At 68.2% G+C, this 15,528-nt stretch carries 16 protein-coding genes and 1 pseudogene; 9 read left to right on the top strand and 8 right to left on the bottom strand.

From position 1 onward, the window contains the following. The 4 genes from IE263_RS42690 to IE263_RS42705 form a co-directional block, all read left to right on the top strand. Positions 1–459 (top strand): zinc-binding dehydrogenase (locus IE263_RS42690; RefSeq protein ID WP_189943523.1); only part of this gene is annotated, 459 nt, incomplete at its 5' end. Positions 460–525: 66 nt separating this feature from the next. Next, positions 526–1,392, top strand: coding sequence for an alpha/beta fold hydrolase (locus IE263_RS42695; RefSeq protein WP_189943524.1), 867 nt, complete (start codon positions 526–528; stop codon positions 1,390–1,392). Positions 1,393–1,424: 32 nt separating this feature from the next. Continuing rightward, a complete protein-coding gene (locus tag IE263_RS42700; protein WP_189943525.1) occupies positions 1,425–2,231 on the top strand; it encodes a strictosidine synthase in 807 nt (268 codons plus the stop codon). 118 nt (positions 2,232–2,349) lie between these two features. Further along, positions 2,350–3,183 carry an enoyl-CoA hydratase/isomerase family protein gene (locus tag IE263_RS42705; protein WP_189943526.1) on the top strand — a complete coding sequence of 278 codons (834 nt, stop codon included), beginning with the start codon at positions 2,350–2,352 and terminating at the stop codon, positions 3,181–3,183. Positions 3,184–3,433: 250 nt separating this feature from the next. Here the strand turns inward: IE263_RS42705 and IE263_RS42710 are convergent, their stop codons facing one another. Continuing rightward, a complete protein-coding gene (locus IE263_RS42710; RefSeq protein ID WP_189943527.1) occupies positions 3,434–4,147 on the bottom strand; it encodes an SDR family oxidoreductase in 714 nt (237 codons plus the stop codon). A 167-nt stretch (positions 4,148–4,314) separates the two neighbouring features. Between IE263_RS42710 and IE263_RS42715 the strand changes: the two genes are divergently transcribed. Continuing rightward, the gene (locus IE263_RS42715) at positions 4,315–4,902 is read left to right on the top strand and encodes a TetR/AcrR family transcriptional regulator (RefSeq protein ID WP_189943528.1); all 588 of its coding nucleotides are present in this window, start codon (positions 4,315–4,317) and stop codon (positions 4,900–4,902) included. 182 nt (positions 4,903–5,084) lie between these two features. Here the strand turns inward: IE263_RS42715 and IE263_RS42720 are convergent, their stop codons facing one another. Next, entirely contained in the window at positions 5,085–5,282 is a 198-nt protein-coding gene (locus IE263_RS42720) for a hypothetical protein (protein WP_189943529.1), read from the bottom strand. Positions 5,283–6,051: 769 nt separating this feature from the next. Here IE263_RS42720 and IE263_RS42725 point away from each other — a divergent pair. Next, positions 6,052–6,537: a hypothetical protein gene (locus IE263_RS42725; RefSeq protein ID WP_229911477.1), complete on the top strand. Its 486-nt coding sequence runs from the start codon at positions 6,052–6,054 to the stop codon at positions 6,535–6,537. 51 nt (positions 6,538–6,588) lie between these two features. After that, a pseudogene (locus IE263_RS42730) lies at positions 6,589–6,933 on the top strand (helix-turn-helix domain-containing protein); the annotation flags it as partial. 43 nt (positions 6,934–6,976) lie between these two features. Here the strand turns inward: IE263_RS42730 and IE263_RS42735 are convergent. Together IE263_RS42735 and IE263_RS42740 are read right to left on the bottom strand one after the other, a co-directional pair. Further along, on the bottom strand, positions 6,977–8,194 hold the full coding sequence (locus IE263_RS42735; RefSeq protein WP_189943530.1) for a site-specific integrase: 1,218 nt from the start codon (positions 8,192–8,194) through the stop codon (positions 6,977–6,979). Positions 8,195–8,483: 289 nt separating this feature from the next. Further along, a complete protein-coding gene (locus IE263_RS42740; protein WP_189943531.1) occupies positions 8,484–9,497 on the bottom strand; it encodes an NADP-dependent oxidoreductase in 1,014 nt (337 codons plus the stop codon). A 141-nt stretch (positions 9,498–9,638) separates the two neighbouring features. Between IE263_RS42740 and IE263_RS42745 the strand changes: the two genes are divergently transcribed. After that, on the top strand, positions 9,639–10,112 hold the full coding sequence (locus IE263_RS42745) for a winged helix-turn-helix transcriptional regulator (protein ID WP_189943591.1): 474 nt from the start codon (positions 9,639–9,641) through the stop codon (positions 10,110–10,112). Between the two features lie 34 nt (positions 10,113–10,146). On the opposite strand, the gene IE263_RS42750 is transcribed toward IE263_RS42745, so the two are convergent. After that, a complete protein-coding gene (locus tag IE263_RS42750) occupies positions 10,147–10,752 on the bottom strand; it encodes a CGNR zinc finger domain-containing protein (protein ID WP_189943532.1) in 606 nt (201 codons plus the stop codon). A 65-nt stretch (positions 10,753–10,817) separates the two neighbouring features. Here IE263_RS42750 and IE263_RS42755 point away from each other — a divergent pair, with 65 nt between their 5' ends. Beyond that, the gene (locus IE263_RS42755) at positions 10,818–11,690 is read left to right on the top strand and encodes an alpha/beta fold hydrolase (RefSeq protein ID WP_189943533.1); all 873 of its coding nucleotides are present in this window, start codon (positions 10,818–10,820) and stop codon (positions 11,688–11,690) included. Positions 11,691–11,919: 229 nt separating this feature from the next. On the opposite strand, the gene IE263_RS42760 is transcribed toward IE263_RS42755, so the two are convergent. The 3 genes from IE263_RS42760 to IE263_RS49180 are packed head-to-tail and all read right to left on the bottom strand — an operon-like array spanning position 11,920 to position 15,324. Further along, entirely contained in the window at positions 11,920–13,386 is a 1,467-nt protein-coding gene (locus tag IE263_RS42760; RefSeq protein ID WP_189943534.1) for a class I adenylate-forming enzyme family protein, read from the bottom strand. A 35-nt stretch (positions 13,387–13,421) separates the two neighbouring features. After that, positions 13,422–14,342 carry an alpha/beta hydrolase gene (locus tag IE263_RS42765; RefSeq protein ID WP_189943535.1) on the bottom strand — a complete coding sequence of 307 codons (921 nt, stop codon included), beginning with the start codon at positions 14,340–14,342 and terminating at the stop codon, positions 13,422–13,424. A gap of 7 nt (positions 14,343–14,349) precedes the next feature. Continuing rightward, complete coding sequence (locus IE263_RS49180) at positions 14,350–15,324, bottom strand: enoyl-CoA hydratase/isomerase family protein (RefSeq protein WP_189943536.1); 975 nt, start codon at positions 15,322–15,324, stop codon at positions 14,350–14,352. Positions 15,325–15,528 lie beyond the last annotated feature (204 nt).

Consider the following 15,528-nt stretch of genomic DNA (forward strand, 5'->3'; position numbering starts at 1 on the left):
GACTTCGTGCGCGCGCTCGGCGCGGACACGGTGATCGATTACCGCACCCAGGACTTCGAGCAGCTCCTGACCGGCTACGACCTGGTGCTGGACAGCCTCGGTGGGGAGACTCTCGAGAAGTCCCTGCGGGTGCTCAAGCCTGGCGGCAAAGCCATCGGGATCGCCGGTCCCCCGGACCCCGCGTTCGCCCGCCAGGCCGGCCTGAACCCGCTGCTGCGCCTGGCGGTCGCAGGCCTGAGCGGCAAGATCCGCAGGCAGGCCAAGAAGCTCGGCGTGACGTATGAGTTCCTGTTCATGCGCGCCAGCGGCGACCAGCTCCGCCAGATCACCACTCTCATCGACCAGGGCGCGGTGCGCCCGGTCGTGGGAAAGGTGTTCCCCTTCGACCAGACCCCCCAGGCGCTGCAGTCCCTGTCCCAGGGCGGCATCCGCGGCAAGGCCGTCATCGGCAACAGCTGACCCGCCGCAACCGCGACGGGCGACACGAAACACACAGCGACACAGAACATGCAAGGAGAATCCGTCATGAGCAGCACCGACACCCCGAACGAAGCCGTCATCACCTCCTACGCGAAGGCCCCGGCCCGCACCGTCAGCGCCGGTGGCGTCACCTACGCCTACCGCGAGTTGGGCCCGAAGGGTGGTATCCCCGTCGTCTTCTTCGTCCACCTCGCCGCGACCCTGGACAACTGGGACCCCCGCATCATCGATCCCATCGCGAAGGGCCGTCACGTCATCGCCTTCGACAACCGCGGTGTCGGGGCGTCCACCGGTGAGGTGCCGGACAGTGTCGAGGCGATGGCCGACGACGCCTACACCTTCATCAAGGCGCTCGGGTACGACAAGATCGACGTCTTCTCCTTCTCCCTCGGCGGCATGGTCGCCCAGGCCCTGGTGGTGAAGCACCCCGAGCTCGTCCGCAAGCTGGTCCTCACCGGCACCGGGCCCAAGGGCGGCAAGGACATGGACAAGGTCGCCAGAATCACCTACTGGGACATCCTGCGCGCCACGTTGACCCGTTCGGACCCCAAGGAGTTCCTGTTCTTCAACCGCAATGCCACCGGCAAGCCCGCCGCACGCGCGTTCGTCAACCGGCTCAAGGAGCGCACCGTCGACCGCGACGCGGACATCAAGACCAAGGCGTTCCAGACGCAGCTGAAGGCGATCAAGAAGTGGGGGCGCTCCGCCCCTGACGACCTTTCGTCGATTACGCAGCCCACCCTGATCGCCAACGGCGACAACGACCGCATGGTGCCGTCGGTCCTGTCGGAGGACCTGCACCGGCGTATCAAGGGCAGCGAGCTGATCATCTACCCCGACTCCGGGCACGGCGGCATCTTCCAGTACCACCAGGAATTCGCCCCCGTAGCGGTCGAGTTCCTGGCCCGATGACCACCACCTGACCAGGAAAAAAGGGCAACACCATGAGCACGTCACCGGCCGCCGCGCCCCTGGAAGTGAAGAAGCCTCTCACCTCCTCGATCCTGCTGTGGGTGCGCACCGACCAGCCCCGCCAGACCGGCATGGACCACTGGAAGGGCCCGCACTCAGGGATCATCTCCGCCACCCCGGGCCTGGAGGAGTACCGACAGATCCACCTCGCCGAGCACAACACGGGCCTGTGGCCGGCCATCGACGGGGTCCAGACCGCGATCCCCGCCGACCGGAAGATCGACGGCGTCGCGGAAGTCACCTTCCAATCGGTGCTTGCACCCCTGAAAGGGCGCGAGCAGACGAAGCTGGCCTACGCCGACGAGATCAACGTGTTCCGCCGCACCCTGCTCTACGCCGGCCCGCCGAACTCATCCCGCTGGTACGACGTCGCAGGCCCCGGACAGACGGTCGGCGCCCGCGCGCTGGTCTACCTTCGCCGCAGAGACGGGGTCGGCGCCGGCGCCTTCCGGAAGTTCGTCAACGAGCAGCTCGCTCCCGCGCTCGCCGGCACCAGAGTGCTGAAGGAGCTGCGCACGCAGACGTTCCTGCCCTGGATCGAAAAGCTCTGGGACACCCCCGACGTCGCCCACGACAACCCCCACGACCAGCACTTCCACGCCTCGGTCAGCCTCGGGTTCACCGACACCGCAGCACGGGACGCCTTCTTCACCGGCAACGTGATCGAGGACCTGTCCAACCGGCTGGCACCGCAAGTCTCCGCGATCCACGCCTACGACGTCACCGCCACCCTCACCTACGTCAAGAACGGCGAGATCCTCCCGCGCTACCAGGAGTGAGCAGCGCAGACGGGAAGCGGGACCGCCGGATCTGCTCAGCAATCCATCCGCCCCGGCTTCCTTGCCCTCCTCACGCCCCCGTCGCCATCTGTTACCCACCACGCATCCGGAGCCAACCATGAGCGAGCAGCAGAGCACCATCCACTACGAGCGCACCTCACCGCAGATCGCGAAGATCACCTTCGCCAACCCGCCCGTCAACCTCATCACCGGCGAGACAGTCCTGCGCCTCATCGAGATCGTCACCGAACTGGCCACCGACCCGGACATCCAGGTCGTGCTGTTCGACAGCGCCACCCCCGACTTCTTCTACAACCACTTCGACCTGGCCGCCGCCGCCGACTTCCCCGCCCCCGAGGACCCGGACGCGGTGCCGGCATGGACGAATCTGGTCCTGGAACTCTCCAAAGCGCCCTACATCACCATCGCGGCCATCCGGGGACGAACCCGCGGCGGCGGGAACGAACTCGCCCTCGCCCTCGACCTGCGCTACGCCAGTCGTGAGAAGGCGATCTTCGGACAGCCCGAGGTCGGTAGCGGACTGCTGCCCGGCGGTGGTGGCAGCGAACGTCTGCCCCGGGCCATCGGACGTGACCGCGCCCTGGAAGCCATCCTCACCAGCGACGACTACGACGCCGACACCGCCGAGCGTTGGGGCTGGGTCACCCGTGCCCTCCCCGACAGCGAACTCGACGCCTTCGTCGACACGATCGTCGGCCGGCTCGCCTCCTTCGACCGCACCTCACTGGCTTCGGCCAAAGCCCAGATCAACCGGGCCTCCCTGCCCCCGGACGCGGACCTGGTCGCCGCGTACGGCGAGTTCACCCACTCCCTCACCCTCCCTGGTTTCCTCACCCGGGCCGCAGGCACGCAGGCCGTCGTCGAACAGGCCGGCATCGACTTCGAGTACCGTCTCGGGCACTACATCGGCATCGCCAACCAGCAACGCTGACACCCATCAGGAAACGAGCACGGACGCAGCGGATGCCGCGTCCGTGCTCTTGTGCCGCGGGGACCACCTGATTTCCGACGTCTTCGGCACCGTGGTCGGATCGGGCTGCTGCCGGATCGACCGCCGATGTCATCCACCGCTCGACGGCCGCGACGGTGCACCGCTTCTGGTCACCGGCCGGCCAACTGTTCAACGCCATGGATCACCAGGGCCCGACGTGAAGAGATCACGTCGGGACCGAAGAACAAGCTCAGGCGTCCGTGCTGCGCAGGTCCGGGTAAAGCGCCTCGACCGGGCCACTCAGAGCCGCCTTGACCCCCTTGGTCAAGTCGTCGGCCAGGACCTCGTATTCTCCGGCCTCGACGGCGTCGTAGACCGTCGTCACCAGCTGCGTGGGCAGCATCTTGGGTCCGTCGGCGTGCGCGGCCATATCGGTGTCGACGTAGCCCATGTGCACACCCGTCACGTGGACGCCCATGGGTGCGAACTCGATGCGCAGCGAGTTGGTGGCCGACCACAGCGCGGCCTTGGACGCGCTGTAGGCGCCGCCGAAGGCATACCAGCTGGCAACGGAGTGCACGTCGATGAGGACTGACCCCTTCTTGGCGGCGAGGACCGGTGCGAAGGCGCGGGCGAGGAAGACCGGTCCGAAGAAGTTCGTCTCCATGTTCGCCCGGATGTCGGCCTCGGTGACGTCCAGCAGGCTCGCGCTCGGCGGGATGGCGCCCGCGTTGTTGACGAGCACGGTGACATCCGCCGCGGCGGCCACGGCCGCGGCGATCGACGCGCGGTCGGTGACGTCAAGGGTCAGGGGGACGATGCGGTCATCGTCCCAGGCGCGGGGGGAGCGGGCGGTGGCGTAGACCTTGACGGCGCCGCGAGCCAGGGCGTCGTGGACGAAGTGGGTGCCGATACCGCCATTGGCGCCGGTGACGAGGACGACTGCTCCATCGAGGGAGGGCATTGGTTCCTTCTTTCCCAGGGGGATGTGAAGTACGTGGCTGCGCACGGATGGAGCAACGACTCGCCGCCCCGCGATGGGAGAATGAGCGGAGCCACATTCGAGCCCACATGATATCGAGTACAATCATAACTGATTACAGTCAGAATCTATTCCTGGAGGACACGTCCATGCCTGTCGGACGGCGCGAGCGGAACAAGCAGGAAAAACTCGACCGCATCGTCGCTGCCGCCAGTGAACTGTTCGCCGAACACGGCGTCGATGAGGTCACGACCCAGCAGATCGCGGACCAGGCCGACATCGGCACCGGGACCCTGTTCCTTTACGCCAAGACCAAGGGCGAACTCCTCCTCCTTGTCCAGAACGCCAAGTACGTCGAAGCACTTGAGCAGGGCCGGGTGGACGCCGAGACCGTCCCAGGCGTGCTGGACGCGGTGCTGGCGATCGTCCGGCCGATCGTCGAGTGCAACCGCATCCAGATCGACAACGGACGCACTTACCTGCGAGAGATGGTCTTCGGTGACCCCGAGGAGCCCCGGCACAGCGCAGCACTCGCCATCGTCGCGCAGACCGAGGAGGCCGTCGCCGCCGTGCTGCGCCGAGACGAGCGGGTCGCAGAGGGCGACGCCGCGACGCTGGCACACATCGTGTCCGCCGTGATGTTCCTCAGCATGGCGGCGAGCGTGAACATCGCCTTGAGCGTCGAGGAGATCGTGCAGGACATCCGCAGGCAGGTCGACGTCCTGCTGCCTCGCTGAAGCGCGGCCCAGCCTCAGGCCCAGGTGACCATCCGGGCAGTCCTCGGCTGCGGCATGGCCCGAATCCTCAAATGGCAGGTCATCCGGCCGTTGCTGCCCATGCCGGCATGACTGGACGGGTGGGGCGGCCGGCCGGAGGGCTACCGCCACCGCGTGCTGCTGGGATTCCGGAGATTGCCCACCTATGTGGCGTCGGGTCCCACTCCTACAGCCCCTGTTCCCAGGAGTCCGGGTCGGGGCCCGTGTGGTGCGGTCAGGTCTTTGTGGGTCGATTCCAGGATCTTCTCCGACAGTTCTGTGCCCGCCGTGGCGCGGGCGAGCAGGATCGCGCCGACCAGGGTGGCCACCATGGGAAGGTCGTCGTCGGCCTCGGTGGACATCCACGCGGCGAATTCCTGGACTCCGGCCGCGTACGTTTCGCGTACTTCCCGGCTGTGGCCTCGCGAGCCATGGCCCCTGCGAATCCGGCGGTGGGGCAACCGGTGCCCGGCTGGTCACGGTGCTCGGCCGACAGGTAGAAGTCGACGAGAGCGCCGCGTGCGGTGGCGTGATCGCCGTGGGCCGTGTCGAGCGACGCCAGAAGTAGGTCAAGGTCCCCGAAACGGCGCCACCGACTCCGCGTGGCTCCACCCGTCACTGCACCGGCTGATGTGCCCGCGCCACCAACAAGCCACTCCCGACCTACGACTCACCTCCACCGTCCACACCCAAGGCGTGTCCGAACTCGCCGCCGCGCACCACACCCACCAGCGCCTGCTACAACACCCCCGAGCCGCCACCGCCTGGACCACACCACGCGCCATCACCCGCCCGACTGGCTCCGAGCCCTGTGGAACGCGCTGCCACGGCCCTGGGAGTAGCCAGCGCGGCCAGGCAGGACCACCCTGCCCGGCCGCTGCCGCCGCCCGGACGTCATGCGGCGTGGAACTCGTGGGCGTGGCCGCCGCGCCACTCCACCCACTGAGTGGTGTGCATCGTGAAGTCGCAGGTCGCGGCTCTGGTGTGAGTGACGAGTGGGGTAATCGCGCCGGTCGGCGGCCGATGACCACGGCGTAGATCATCGGGCCGGTCCGGTTCTGGCGGGATGCCGGGTTCGGCTGCGCTTGCCTCCGACCCCCCGCCTACGATCCGTCGGCAGGTCGGCACGCCATGAGAACGCGGGAGGGTGCGGGGATGCAGGAGCGGCAGTGGATCACCGCCCGCCGGAGCGAACTGGACGCCCTCGCCGAGCAGTTGACCAAGCAGCTTCAGGAGGTCGAGGTCGAGCGGGACGAACTGGCGATCGCCGAGCGGGTGTTGAACCGCCTGGCCGAGCAGGCCCACGCCGACGCCGAGGCGGCCGATTCTGTCGCTCCGGTACCGGTGAAGGTGGCTGGGCGGGCGGTCCTGCTCATCCCGCACCGCACCGCAGCGACGCGGCCGACGAGGGCGCGCTGCCCGTCGGCCTCCCGCAAGATCCTGGCGATCGTGCGGGAGGCCGACGGGCCGGTGCAGGTCAGGGCGGTCGGTGAGCGGCTGGGCCTGGATGCCTCGGTGCGCGGCAAGCTGGAGCCTTTGCGGGCGAAGATGACCAAGCTCGCCGACCGCGGCTGGCTGCACAAGCGGCCCGACGGGCGGTTCACCGCACGCTCGTAACTGCGCGGGCAGGCCGTAACGGGCGGGCCCCCGGCGGCAGTTGAGTTTGGTGTGAAGAAAAACAACGGTCTCACCGAGGGCCCTGACGGCCTTGTCTGCACCGCCCGCCTGCCGCTGTCGAGCGCGACCTTGAACCATCTCGCCGGCCTGATACGCGGCCGCCTGAAGAAGATCGCCTCGCGGTGGCGGACGCTGCCCGCCGGGAAGATCGCCGGCATCGTGCTGGCGGTGCTGCGCTGTGACCAGCGGCCCGGCGATCTGGCCGGCGGGAACGGGGTGCACCGCACCACCGTGAGCCGGTGGGTGCGCGAGGTCGTGGGCCTGCTGGCCGCCCGCGCCCCGCGCCTGGACCGCGCGTTGAAGAAGATCGCCCGAAAGGGCGGCGGGGTGGTCGTGCCGGTGTTCGTACTGAGGCGACTGGGAGCCGGCCTCGTGCTGCTCATGGTACTGAGCTGGGCTTGCGTCGGTCGGCTGCGGTCAGGTTTCTGGACTCCTTGCCGCCGGCTGGTCGCTGGTGCCCTGTGTCAGTGACGCGAGAATCTCCTTGCGGCAGACATCGAGGATTTCGTCCGCCAGCGGAGAACCGTCCGGGCATGCCCGCGACAACATGACCGCGCCGACCGCCAGCAGCCGGCGCCGCTCCTCCGCATCCAGGCGGGCCACCGGCACCCACCGGCCCCCCCCGCACCCGGGGCGCGGCCGGGTCCTCCACCAGCAGCGACCGGCGCGTCGGGATGTAGAAGCCGCGCGAGCGCCCATAGTCGAGCATCTCGGCCCGGTCCCACTCCATGTAGTCGCGCACATCTCGCAGCACCGGCACCGGCCAGTACACCGCCCGGCCCGACCTCCCCTTGGAAATCGCGTGCGGCAGCACCGCTCGCGCGTTGACGATCCCTGACGCCGCAGGCGGCAGCTGCGGCAGATCGAACACCGTCAGCGCCGAGTGCTCGCACAACCGCAGCCCCGTACGGACCATCGAATCCGCGTACGCCGCGTTCCGCGCCGCCCACCTCCCACGCCCGCGCCTTGGCATCTCCTTCGAGTCGAAGCCGCACAGCCCGACATTGCGCCAAAGCCGATACGACTTCGGTGGCAGCCACTTCACCTCGCGTCGTGGCCCCATGTGCGACGTCTCGGCTGGCACTTGCCGCACCATCGTGCCGCCAGCCCCGCCCCGCCACGGCGACCACACCGAAGCCGCGCGCTGACGGATGGGATTGGCCCTGACGAGGTCCTGCTCGATCGCCCACAGGTAGAACTGGTTGACCGTGGACACCTCCCGGTCCCAACTCGTGTCTTCCAAACGAGGTCCACGCTCATCACGACGCCGCCACCACTCGAACGCCGCCCGGTCGTCCATGGACGCATCACGCCAGTCCCGCCTGCCTCGCGCGAACCACAGGAAGTCGAAGTACGTGCGCAGGTCCCGGGCATGGGCGGCCTGGGTGTTCCACGGCGAAGACGCCAGCCACACCGAGAAATACCGGTTCAGCGCCACGTCGTACCCGCCCGCCTGCCCCTCGGGCACCCCCAGATCGTCCAACCCCTCACCGAGATCGGCGAACAGGGAGCTGAACTCCCGCATGAACGGGGTCTTTTCGCGCGGCCACGCCAGGTCTCGACGGGTGAAATGCGCTCGCCAACCGGTGATCGACATGACGCTGGACGATAGTCCGTGGACAGCTCAACAGCGCATAACCAAAGGCACGCGACAACAAGGCACGCGGGGCACGGGGCTCCGCAGACTGCCGCGGCCGCCGACAGCCCTCGGATTCGAGGTCGGAGTAGAGGGCGCCGTTGGACAACTCCCGTGTCCGTCATGAGCGTCGAGACACGCGAGCCGTCGATGTTGTTCCGCCCGACGCGGCGAGCATCTCTCGCCCCTGCCGTCGCGTCGTCGGCCCCGCGTGATCGTGCCAGGAGGATGCCGTGTGGCCGGCCTGATCTCAGTTGCTGTCGGGCGTCATCGAGACCACGACCTTGCCGGCCTTGGTGCGACCTTGCTCGACGTACGCCATCGCCTCGAGCGTCTGATCGAACGGGAAGGTGCTGTCGATGACCGGGCGGAGCTTCCCGCTGTCGTAGAGGGCGCCGAGCTCGCGCAACTGGGAGCCATTGGCCTGCATGAAGAAGAACTGGTAGCGAACGCCCAGGGCCTTCGCCTGCTTGCGGATCTTGCGACTGAGCACGTTCATGACCAGCCCCAGGAAGGAGGGAGCGCCGAGCTGCCTGGCGAACCCGGCGTCCGGCGGGCCCACGACGCTGACAGCCAGGCCGCCGGGCTTCAGCACGGTCAGCGACTTCTCCAGGTTCGCCCCGCCCACGGCGTCCAGCACCAGGTCGTAGCCGGACAGCACCTTGGAGAAGTCCTCCTTGGTGTAGTCGACGACGACGTCGGCACCGAGGCTTCGGACCAGCTTCTCGGAATCAGTGCTCGCGGTCGTCGCCACCGTGGCACCGAGGTGTTTGGCGAGCTGGATGACCGTCGATCCGAGACCGCCGGCACCGGCGTGGACGAGCACCTTCTGACCCGGCTTCACATGGGCCTGGTCTACGAGGATCTGCCAGGCGGCCAGGGCCACCAGCGGCACCGCGGCCGCCTCCTGCAGGGTGAGCGAGGCCGGCTTGGGCGCGACGTCGTCCATGTCGATCGCGATGTACTCCGCGAAGCCTCCGATCCGCAGGTCGCGCGGACGGGCGTAGACCTCGTCGCCGACTTCGAGGCCGCGCACGGCGGAACCGACCCGCGTCACGACGCCGGCCACGTCATGACCGAGCACGAACGGAGGCTTGTACTTCAACAGCTGCTTGAACTCCCCGTTACGGACCATCTTGTCCAGCGGGTTGATGCTCGCGGCGCTCACCCTGACCAGAACATCGCGGTCACCGACGCTGGGCTCGGGTACCTCGGCGGCGCGCACGCCGTCCTTGCCGTACTTCTCGACGACGAATGCCTTCATGCCGGCCGCCTTTCCACGTGATCTTCTCGGTCAGCCTGCGTGCTGGTCATGACGCTACTTGCTGAGTATAGAAAAGTAAACTCATGTCGGGTTAGAATCACCCCCATGGATGCGAGGACCGAAGCTCTTCAGGACGCCGGCATGGACACCCGACTCGACCGGGACGCGTCGAACTGCTCGATCGCCCGGACCCTCGAGGTCGTGGGTGAGAAGTGGACGATCCTGATCCTGCGCGAGGTCTGGTACGGCTCGTCCCGCTTCGGCGACTTCGAACGTGTCCTCGGCTGTCCTCGCAACCTCCTCGCGGCGCGACTCCGGATGCTCGTGGAGGAAGGGATCCTGGCCACCGAGACCTACAAGGAGCCGGGCTCGCGGAGTCGGCCGAAGTATGTGATCACGCCCAAGGGCATGGACCTGGTTCCGGCCGTGATGGGGCTCCTGCAATGGGGTGACCGATACCGCGCCGACCCGGAGGGTCCGGCCATGCTGACGCGACACCGCGGATGCGGTGCGCCCGTCGATGCCCAGATCCGCTGCGAACGAGGTCATGCCGTGCATGCGGAGGACATCGAGAGTGTCCCCGGCCCCGCTTTCCGTATGAAGGCCGCTGAGTGAGCTGAGCGCGGTGGCGGCAGGAGTCCGGGTGGGCTCAGTCCGCCGGGGTGCGCTCACTCCGTCTGGCTCGGGCCTGGTGGAGGCGGACTTTGGTGCGGTTGCCGCAGCGGGACATCGAGCACCAGCGGCGGTTGCGGGCGGGGGAGCGGTCCAGGAAGCGCAGGGCGCACGTGTCCGCGCCGCACACGCGTACGTGCCGTATCTCGGTCGACAGGAGCAGGTCTACGGCGTCCTGCGCGATCAGTGCCAGCGCGGTCGCGGGATCAGGTGCCATGGTCGTGGTGCCGGCGGGCTCCAAGTGGCCGCCTTTGATGGTGATTTGCGGCGCCGGCCGGGGCGCCTGTGCTGCCGATTCGTTGAGCAGCACGACGTCGCTGGAGGAGGGCAGTCGGCCGTCGGAGACCGCGAGTACGGCCCGGTCGACCGCCTCGCGCAGCCGTCGGCCCGATGCCAGGACGGCGGCATCCACGGGATCGGGGATGCCCGGTGTGAGCAGTCCGGCCCGCTGAAGCCAGAGGGTGAGATCGCCCGGGTTCCGGAGCGTCTCCCCCGGCGTGGGTCGCCACCGGTGGCGGAGGGTGTTGGTGAAGTCCAGACAGACCCGCCCGCCGTCCCAGATCCATGTGTTGTCCGTTGCCACGCCTTCATTCTGCACGTTAGGTTTAACCCCCTAAGAGGGTTAGTTCGTGCCGGGGAGGCGCATCCATGGGACAGCCCACTGTGACCACAGGCGTGACGCAGGTGGACGGGGTCCGCCTGCACTACCTCCGAGCGGGATCCGGTCCTCTGCTCGTCCTGCTCCACGGCTGGCCGCAGACCTCCGACTGCTGGCAGCCGGTGCTGGCGGATCTTGCCGCCGACCACACCGTGGTGGCACCCGACCTGCGTGGCTACGGCCTGAGCGACAAGCCCTCGACCGGATACGACAAGCGGCGGATGGCCGCCGACATGGCGGGCCTCGTCGAAGCACTCGGCTTCGAGACGACCGCCGTCGTGGGTCACGACCGGGGCGCCCGCGTGGGGCACCGCTGGGCGCTGGACCGCCCCGAGCAGGTGGAGCGGCTGGCTGTGCTCGACATCGTGCCGACCCGGGAGATGTTCCGCCGGCTGGACGCCTCGCTCGCCTCCGGGTACTGGCACTGGCTGTTCCAGATGCAGCCCGACCTTCCAGAGAGGCTCGTGGGGCACGACATACGCGGGTATCTCGAGTACTTCTTCGAGCGGTGGACCTATAACCGGCACGGACTGACACCCGAAGCGGTCGACGGATATGTCCGAGCCTTCTCCCGCCCGGGTGCCATGCGCGCGAGTTTCGACGACTACCGCGCCATGGAGCAGGACGTCGCCCTCGACGACATCGACGCCGCCGAGGGCCGCCGCCTCACCATGCCGGTACTGGCGCTCTGGGGTTCCGCAGGGCTGCCCTCCCGCCTGCCGACGCTGGAGATCTGGCGCGCCTACGCGGACGACGTCACCGGAGCGGAAATCCCGGAGTGCGGCCACTTCATCCCGGAAGAGCAACCGGAGGCGCTGCTGGGCCATTTGCGGTCGTTCCTGGCCGACGGGGCGAGTCGGTGACCCTGCCACCGTGACGAGAGCGGCGCCCCTGCGGGTCCACAGTCTCACTGGCCGGCCGGGGCAAGTCGTCCGAGCGGCCTCCCGAACCGAGGGGCGGCCCCGTTGCTTCCGGTTGGGCCGCCACTCAGTCAGATCCTGGCCGAGACCGGGACACCCGCCGAAGCGTCCCCCGCGGCCGCGCTGTCGGATATGCGCTGCCTGGGCATCCAGGCTCGGCGCGCGGTGAATCTCAGGAAGCCGCGACGTGGGCAGCACGCAAGGAGGCTTTGTCGATCTTCCCGACCGCGTTCTTCGCTATGGCCTCTACCACGAAGAACTCGGTCGGACGCTTGAAGCCGGTGAGGCTGCGCGCACAGAGCTCCCGCAGCGCCGTCAGATCGACGGTCACGCCTGGTCGCGGCTGTATGTAGGCCACGACCACCTCTCCCCACTTCTCGTCGGGTACGCCGATCACGGCGGCTTCGAGCACCGACGGGTCGCCTGTGAGGACGTCCTCGATTTCCTTGGGGTAGATGTTCTCCCCACCACGGATGATCATGTCCTTCGAGCGCCCGACCAGGGTCAGATAGCCCTCGGCGTCGAGGTGACCCACATCGCCCGTGTGCAACCAGCCATCGACGATGACTCTGGCCGTTTCCTCAGGGCGGCCGAGATAGCCACGCATGACGTTGGGGCCCTTCACGAGGACCTCACCGTCCGTGCCCGGCCCCACCTCGGTACCTTCGGCGTCGACGATCCGAATCTCCTGGCCGGGGAAGGGAAGTCCCACGGTGCCGGCACGTCGCAGGCCCGCGACGGGATTGATGGTGGACCCGCAGGTTCCTTCGGACAGGCCGTACCCCTCGACAAGAGGGAACCCGTACCGGGCTTCGAACCGGTTCAGCAGCTCGGCGGAGGCAGGTGCGGCGCCACAGACTCCGAACCTCAGCGACGATGTGTCGGGCCGCACGTCGTCCGGGAGCGCAGCGAGCATGCCGTAGATCGTCGGCACGGCGCTGAAGAAGGTGGGGCGCTCCTGCTCGACGAGGTCGAAGAAGCTGCGTGGGTCGAACCGGCGGCCCGCGATGACGACGCTCGCGCCCGCGAGAAGAGGCGTGAGAATGCTGACCACGATGCCGTTGACGTGGAAGAGCGGCAGGATCAGCAGGCACCGGTCGGCGGGCCCGATGTCCAGGGACAAGCGGCCCATCTCCGTCATGGCGTCGATGTTGGCGTGGTCCAGCATCACGCCCTTGGGCACCCCGGTGGTGCCGCTGGTGTAGATGAGAAGAGCCAGCGCGGACGAGTCCACATGCGGTGCGTGATCCGACCTCACCCCTTCCTTGTACAGTGCGCCGACGGCGAGTACGGCAGTACCGTCCGTGACGGGCGCCGCGCGGTCTTCGACCACCAGCAGACGCGCACCGGAGTCCTTGACCTGTCGGTCCACCTCGACGTCGGTCATGCTCGGGTTGACCGGCGTGATGGTGGCGCCGATCCGCCAGGCGGCGAACAACAGCAGCACGAACTCGATGCGGTTCGTCAGCTTGAGGGCCACGACATCGCCGGGACCGATGCCGAGGTCCTGGAGCTGACGCGCTGCCGCACGGACGCGGTCCAGCAACTGAGTGTTGGTGAGTGACTGGCGCCCGTCCGAGACCGCTGCCCCATCGGGGTCGAGAGCGGCGCGACGGTCGGGCAGTGAAGCGAAGTTCATGGCGGGCGTACCTGTCTCGGTGTTATGCGATCCGGTCAAGGAGTCGATGCCGGCGCGGGGTGCAACTGCCGGGTGAGGAACTCGATCTGGTCGCGGACCAGGGCCTCGAAGGTCTCGCCGGTGTAGAAGTCGAAGTGGCCGGCGTCGTACCTCTTGATCTCTCCCCGGGGTGCGGTGCGCGCGTACCGGAGGGTCTGGGCGGGAGGCGTGACGGAGTCGGTGTTGCTGACGCAGAAGAGGATCGGCATGGCGACCTTCTTCGCCGCACGCCCAGGCCGGTAGGTGGCGATGGTCGGAATGACCCGTGCCGCCACCTCGTTGCGGAACGTCGTCCCCGGCGGTTGCAGCGCCTGATATCCGGGCAGGGCGTCCGGAGCGTTCATGAGGGCCGGCGAACCGGGGGCGGAGGCGATGGGAACCATCGCGGGTGCCTTGCCGCGCACTCTGGCCGCCATGTCCCGAGCGAGCACGGGGGTCATCCTGAGCGAGGCGACCGGGCCGAGCGCGAGCGCGGAGGCGAGACCATCGGTGAACGGGCACTGGGACACGGCCGCGCGCAGTTCGGGATGCCGAGAGGCGACGGTGATGGCGTGGCCTCCGCCGAAGGAGCTGCCCCACACCGCGATGCGGGAGCGGTCGATGTCAGGGCGGGCCTTGACGTAGGCGATGGCGGCGTCCCAGTCGGCGAGTTGACGCTTGATCGACAGGAGCTGGCGCGGGTGGCCGCCGCTGTCGCCGAAGTGCCGGTAGGTGAAGGCCACGGCGGCGATGCCGGCCTGAGCGAAACGCTCTGCGAAGGCGTCCAGGCGCATCTCGCGGGTGGCGCCGAGGCCGTGCCCGAGGATGACGACGGGCGGGGAGGTGACGCCGGTCGGGAGGTAGAGCCATCCGGCACAGGTGCTGTCGCCGGAGGGGAAGGTGATGTCGTGGCGGGTGAAGGAGTGCGCAGTGGTCATCGTCGGCTCACCGCCGCGTCGTCTTCGTCGAGCGGTGCCCGGGCACGCTGCCCGAGGCGAGCGCCTGGGCGTAGGTGTCCGGGTTGTAGAGCGGGAGCTCGCCGGTGGCGTCCGTCGTCTCCAGGTAGTCGAGCATCAGTTCCTGGCCGTCCTTCGACATGACTCTGGTGAAGAACTCGGCGCGTTCGACGTGGAGTCCGTCCTCCAGGGGCATCGAGCCGCCGAAGTACACCGACCTCTTGGCGGCCGCGACCGACCCCTTCGACCGCTGGGCGAAGTGCTCCGCGAGTTCGACCGCCTGCGCGACGACCTTGTCCTGGGGTACGACCTTGTCGACCGCCCCATTGGCGAGCGCCTCCGCAGGCGTGAACGGCTTGCCTTCGAGGATCGCGGCCAGGGACCGGTGGGTGCCGATCAGGCGGGTCAGCCGCTGGGTGCCGCCTCCGCCCGGGATGATGCCGAGGAGGATTTCGGGCTGGCCGATGAAGAAGTCCCCGTCGGCCATGACCCGAAGATCGCAGGCCCAGGCGAACTCGGCGCCGAGGCCGAGAGCCGAACCGTTGAGGGCGGCGACGAAGAGGACACCGCTGGCGTTCATCCGGAGGAAGGTCGTGTGCAGACGCTCCAGCTGGAGGGCCCCGCGCATCGGGGTCCTGCGCATCACGGGCCCGAGGAGACGGGACCGGTCCACGTGCTTGGCCATGCGTACTACGGCGGCGGCACCGCGTCGGCCGACCGTCGGGCTCGCGGCGCCCTCTTCCTGCAGCCACCGGACCGCGGCATGGCTGACGAACCGCTCGGGATGTGCCCCGGTGAAGACGACGGCACGGATGCTCGGATCGCGGTCGACCCGGTTCACCAGCTTGTCCAGCTGATGGGCGATATCGAGGCCGAACAACTGGTGCGGGCCGCCGTCGACCCGGACGACAAGGACGGCTCCGCGGTCCTCGATCTCCAGATGACCCTTGTCTTTGTATGGCATGGATTCTGCTCCCGTGCTGAGTTCATGGGGGAGTGCAAAGCGAGTGAGGGAGGGGCTACCGGCGCCAGGAATCTGGGACAGTGCGTGAAAGCCCGTCCGGGGAGGCGCGCCCGTGTCCGAAACGGCACGTCACTCGAGATGTGTACTATTGCCGTGACGAGTTAGATAACCAAGTTATTTCAAGAGTGTCAATGGTGGAGGCGC

This window comes from Streptomyces aurantiogriseus (genome assembly GCF_014649375.1).
Taxonomy (GTDB): domain Bacteria; phylum Actinomycetota; class Actinomycetes; order Streptomycetales; family Streptomycetaceae; genus Streptomyces; species Streptomyces aurantiogriseus.

Bases quoted from the DNA above. Each gene is read 5' to 3' on its own strand.
- IE263_RS42700 (WP_189943525.1), top strand. From the start codon at position 1,425: ATGAGCACGTCACCGGCCGCCGCGCCCCTGGAAGTGAAGAAGCCTCTC.
- IE263_RS42760 (WP_189943534.1), bottom strand. From the start codon at position 13,386: ATGAACTTCGCTTCACTGCCCGACCGTCGCGCCGCTCTCGACCCCGAT.
- IE263_RS42745 (WP_189943591.1), top strand. From the start codon at position 9,639: ATGGACACCCGACTCGACCGGGACGCGTCGAACTGCTCGATCGCCCGG.
- IE263_RS42725 (WP_229911477.1), top strand. From the start codon at position 6,052: ATGAGAACGCGGGAGGGTGCGGGGATGCAGGAGCGGCAGTGGATCACC.
- IE263_RS42705 (WP_189943526.1), top strand. From the start codon at position 2,350: ATGAGCGAGCAGCAGAGCACCATCCACTACGAGCGCACCTCACCGCAG.
- IE263_RS42710 (WP_189943527.1), bottom strand. From the start codon at position 4,147: ATGCCCTCCCTCGATGGAGCAGTCGTCCTCGTCACCGGCGCCAATGGC.
- IE263_RS42765 (WP_189943535.1), bottom strand. From the start codon at position 14,342: ATGACCACTGCGCACTCCTTCACCCGCCACGACATCACCTTCCCCTCC.
- IE263_RS42720 (WP_189943529.1), bottom strand. From the start codon at position 5,282: ATGTCCACCGAGGCCGACGACGACCTTCCCATGGTGGCCACCCTGGTC.
- IE263_RS42740 (WP_189943531.1), bottom strand. From the start codon at position 9,497: ATGAAGGCATTCGTCGTCGAGAAGTACGGCAAGGACGGCGTGCGCGCC.
- IE263_RS42735 (WP_189943530.1), bottom strand. From the start codon at position 8,194: ATGTCGATCACCGGTTGGCGAGCGCATTTCACCCGTCGAGACCTGGCG.
- IE263_RS42755 (WP_189943533.1), top strand. From the start codon at position 10,818: ATGGGACAGCCCACTGTGACCACAGGCGTGACGCAGGTGGACGGGGTC.
- IE263_RS42695 (WP_189943524.1), top strand. From the start codon at position 526: ATGAGCAGCACCGACACCCCGAACGAAGCCGTCATCACCTCCTACGCG.
- IE263_RS42715 (WP_189943528.1), top strand. From the start codon at position 4,315: ATGCCTGTCGGACGGCGCGAGCGGAACAAGCAGGAAAAACTCGACCGC.
- IE263_RS49180 (WP_189943536.1), bottom strand. From the start codon at position 15,324: ATGCCATACAAAGACAAGGGTCATCTGGAGATCGAGGACCGCGGAGCC.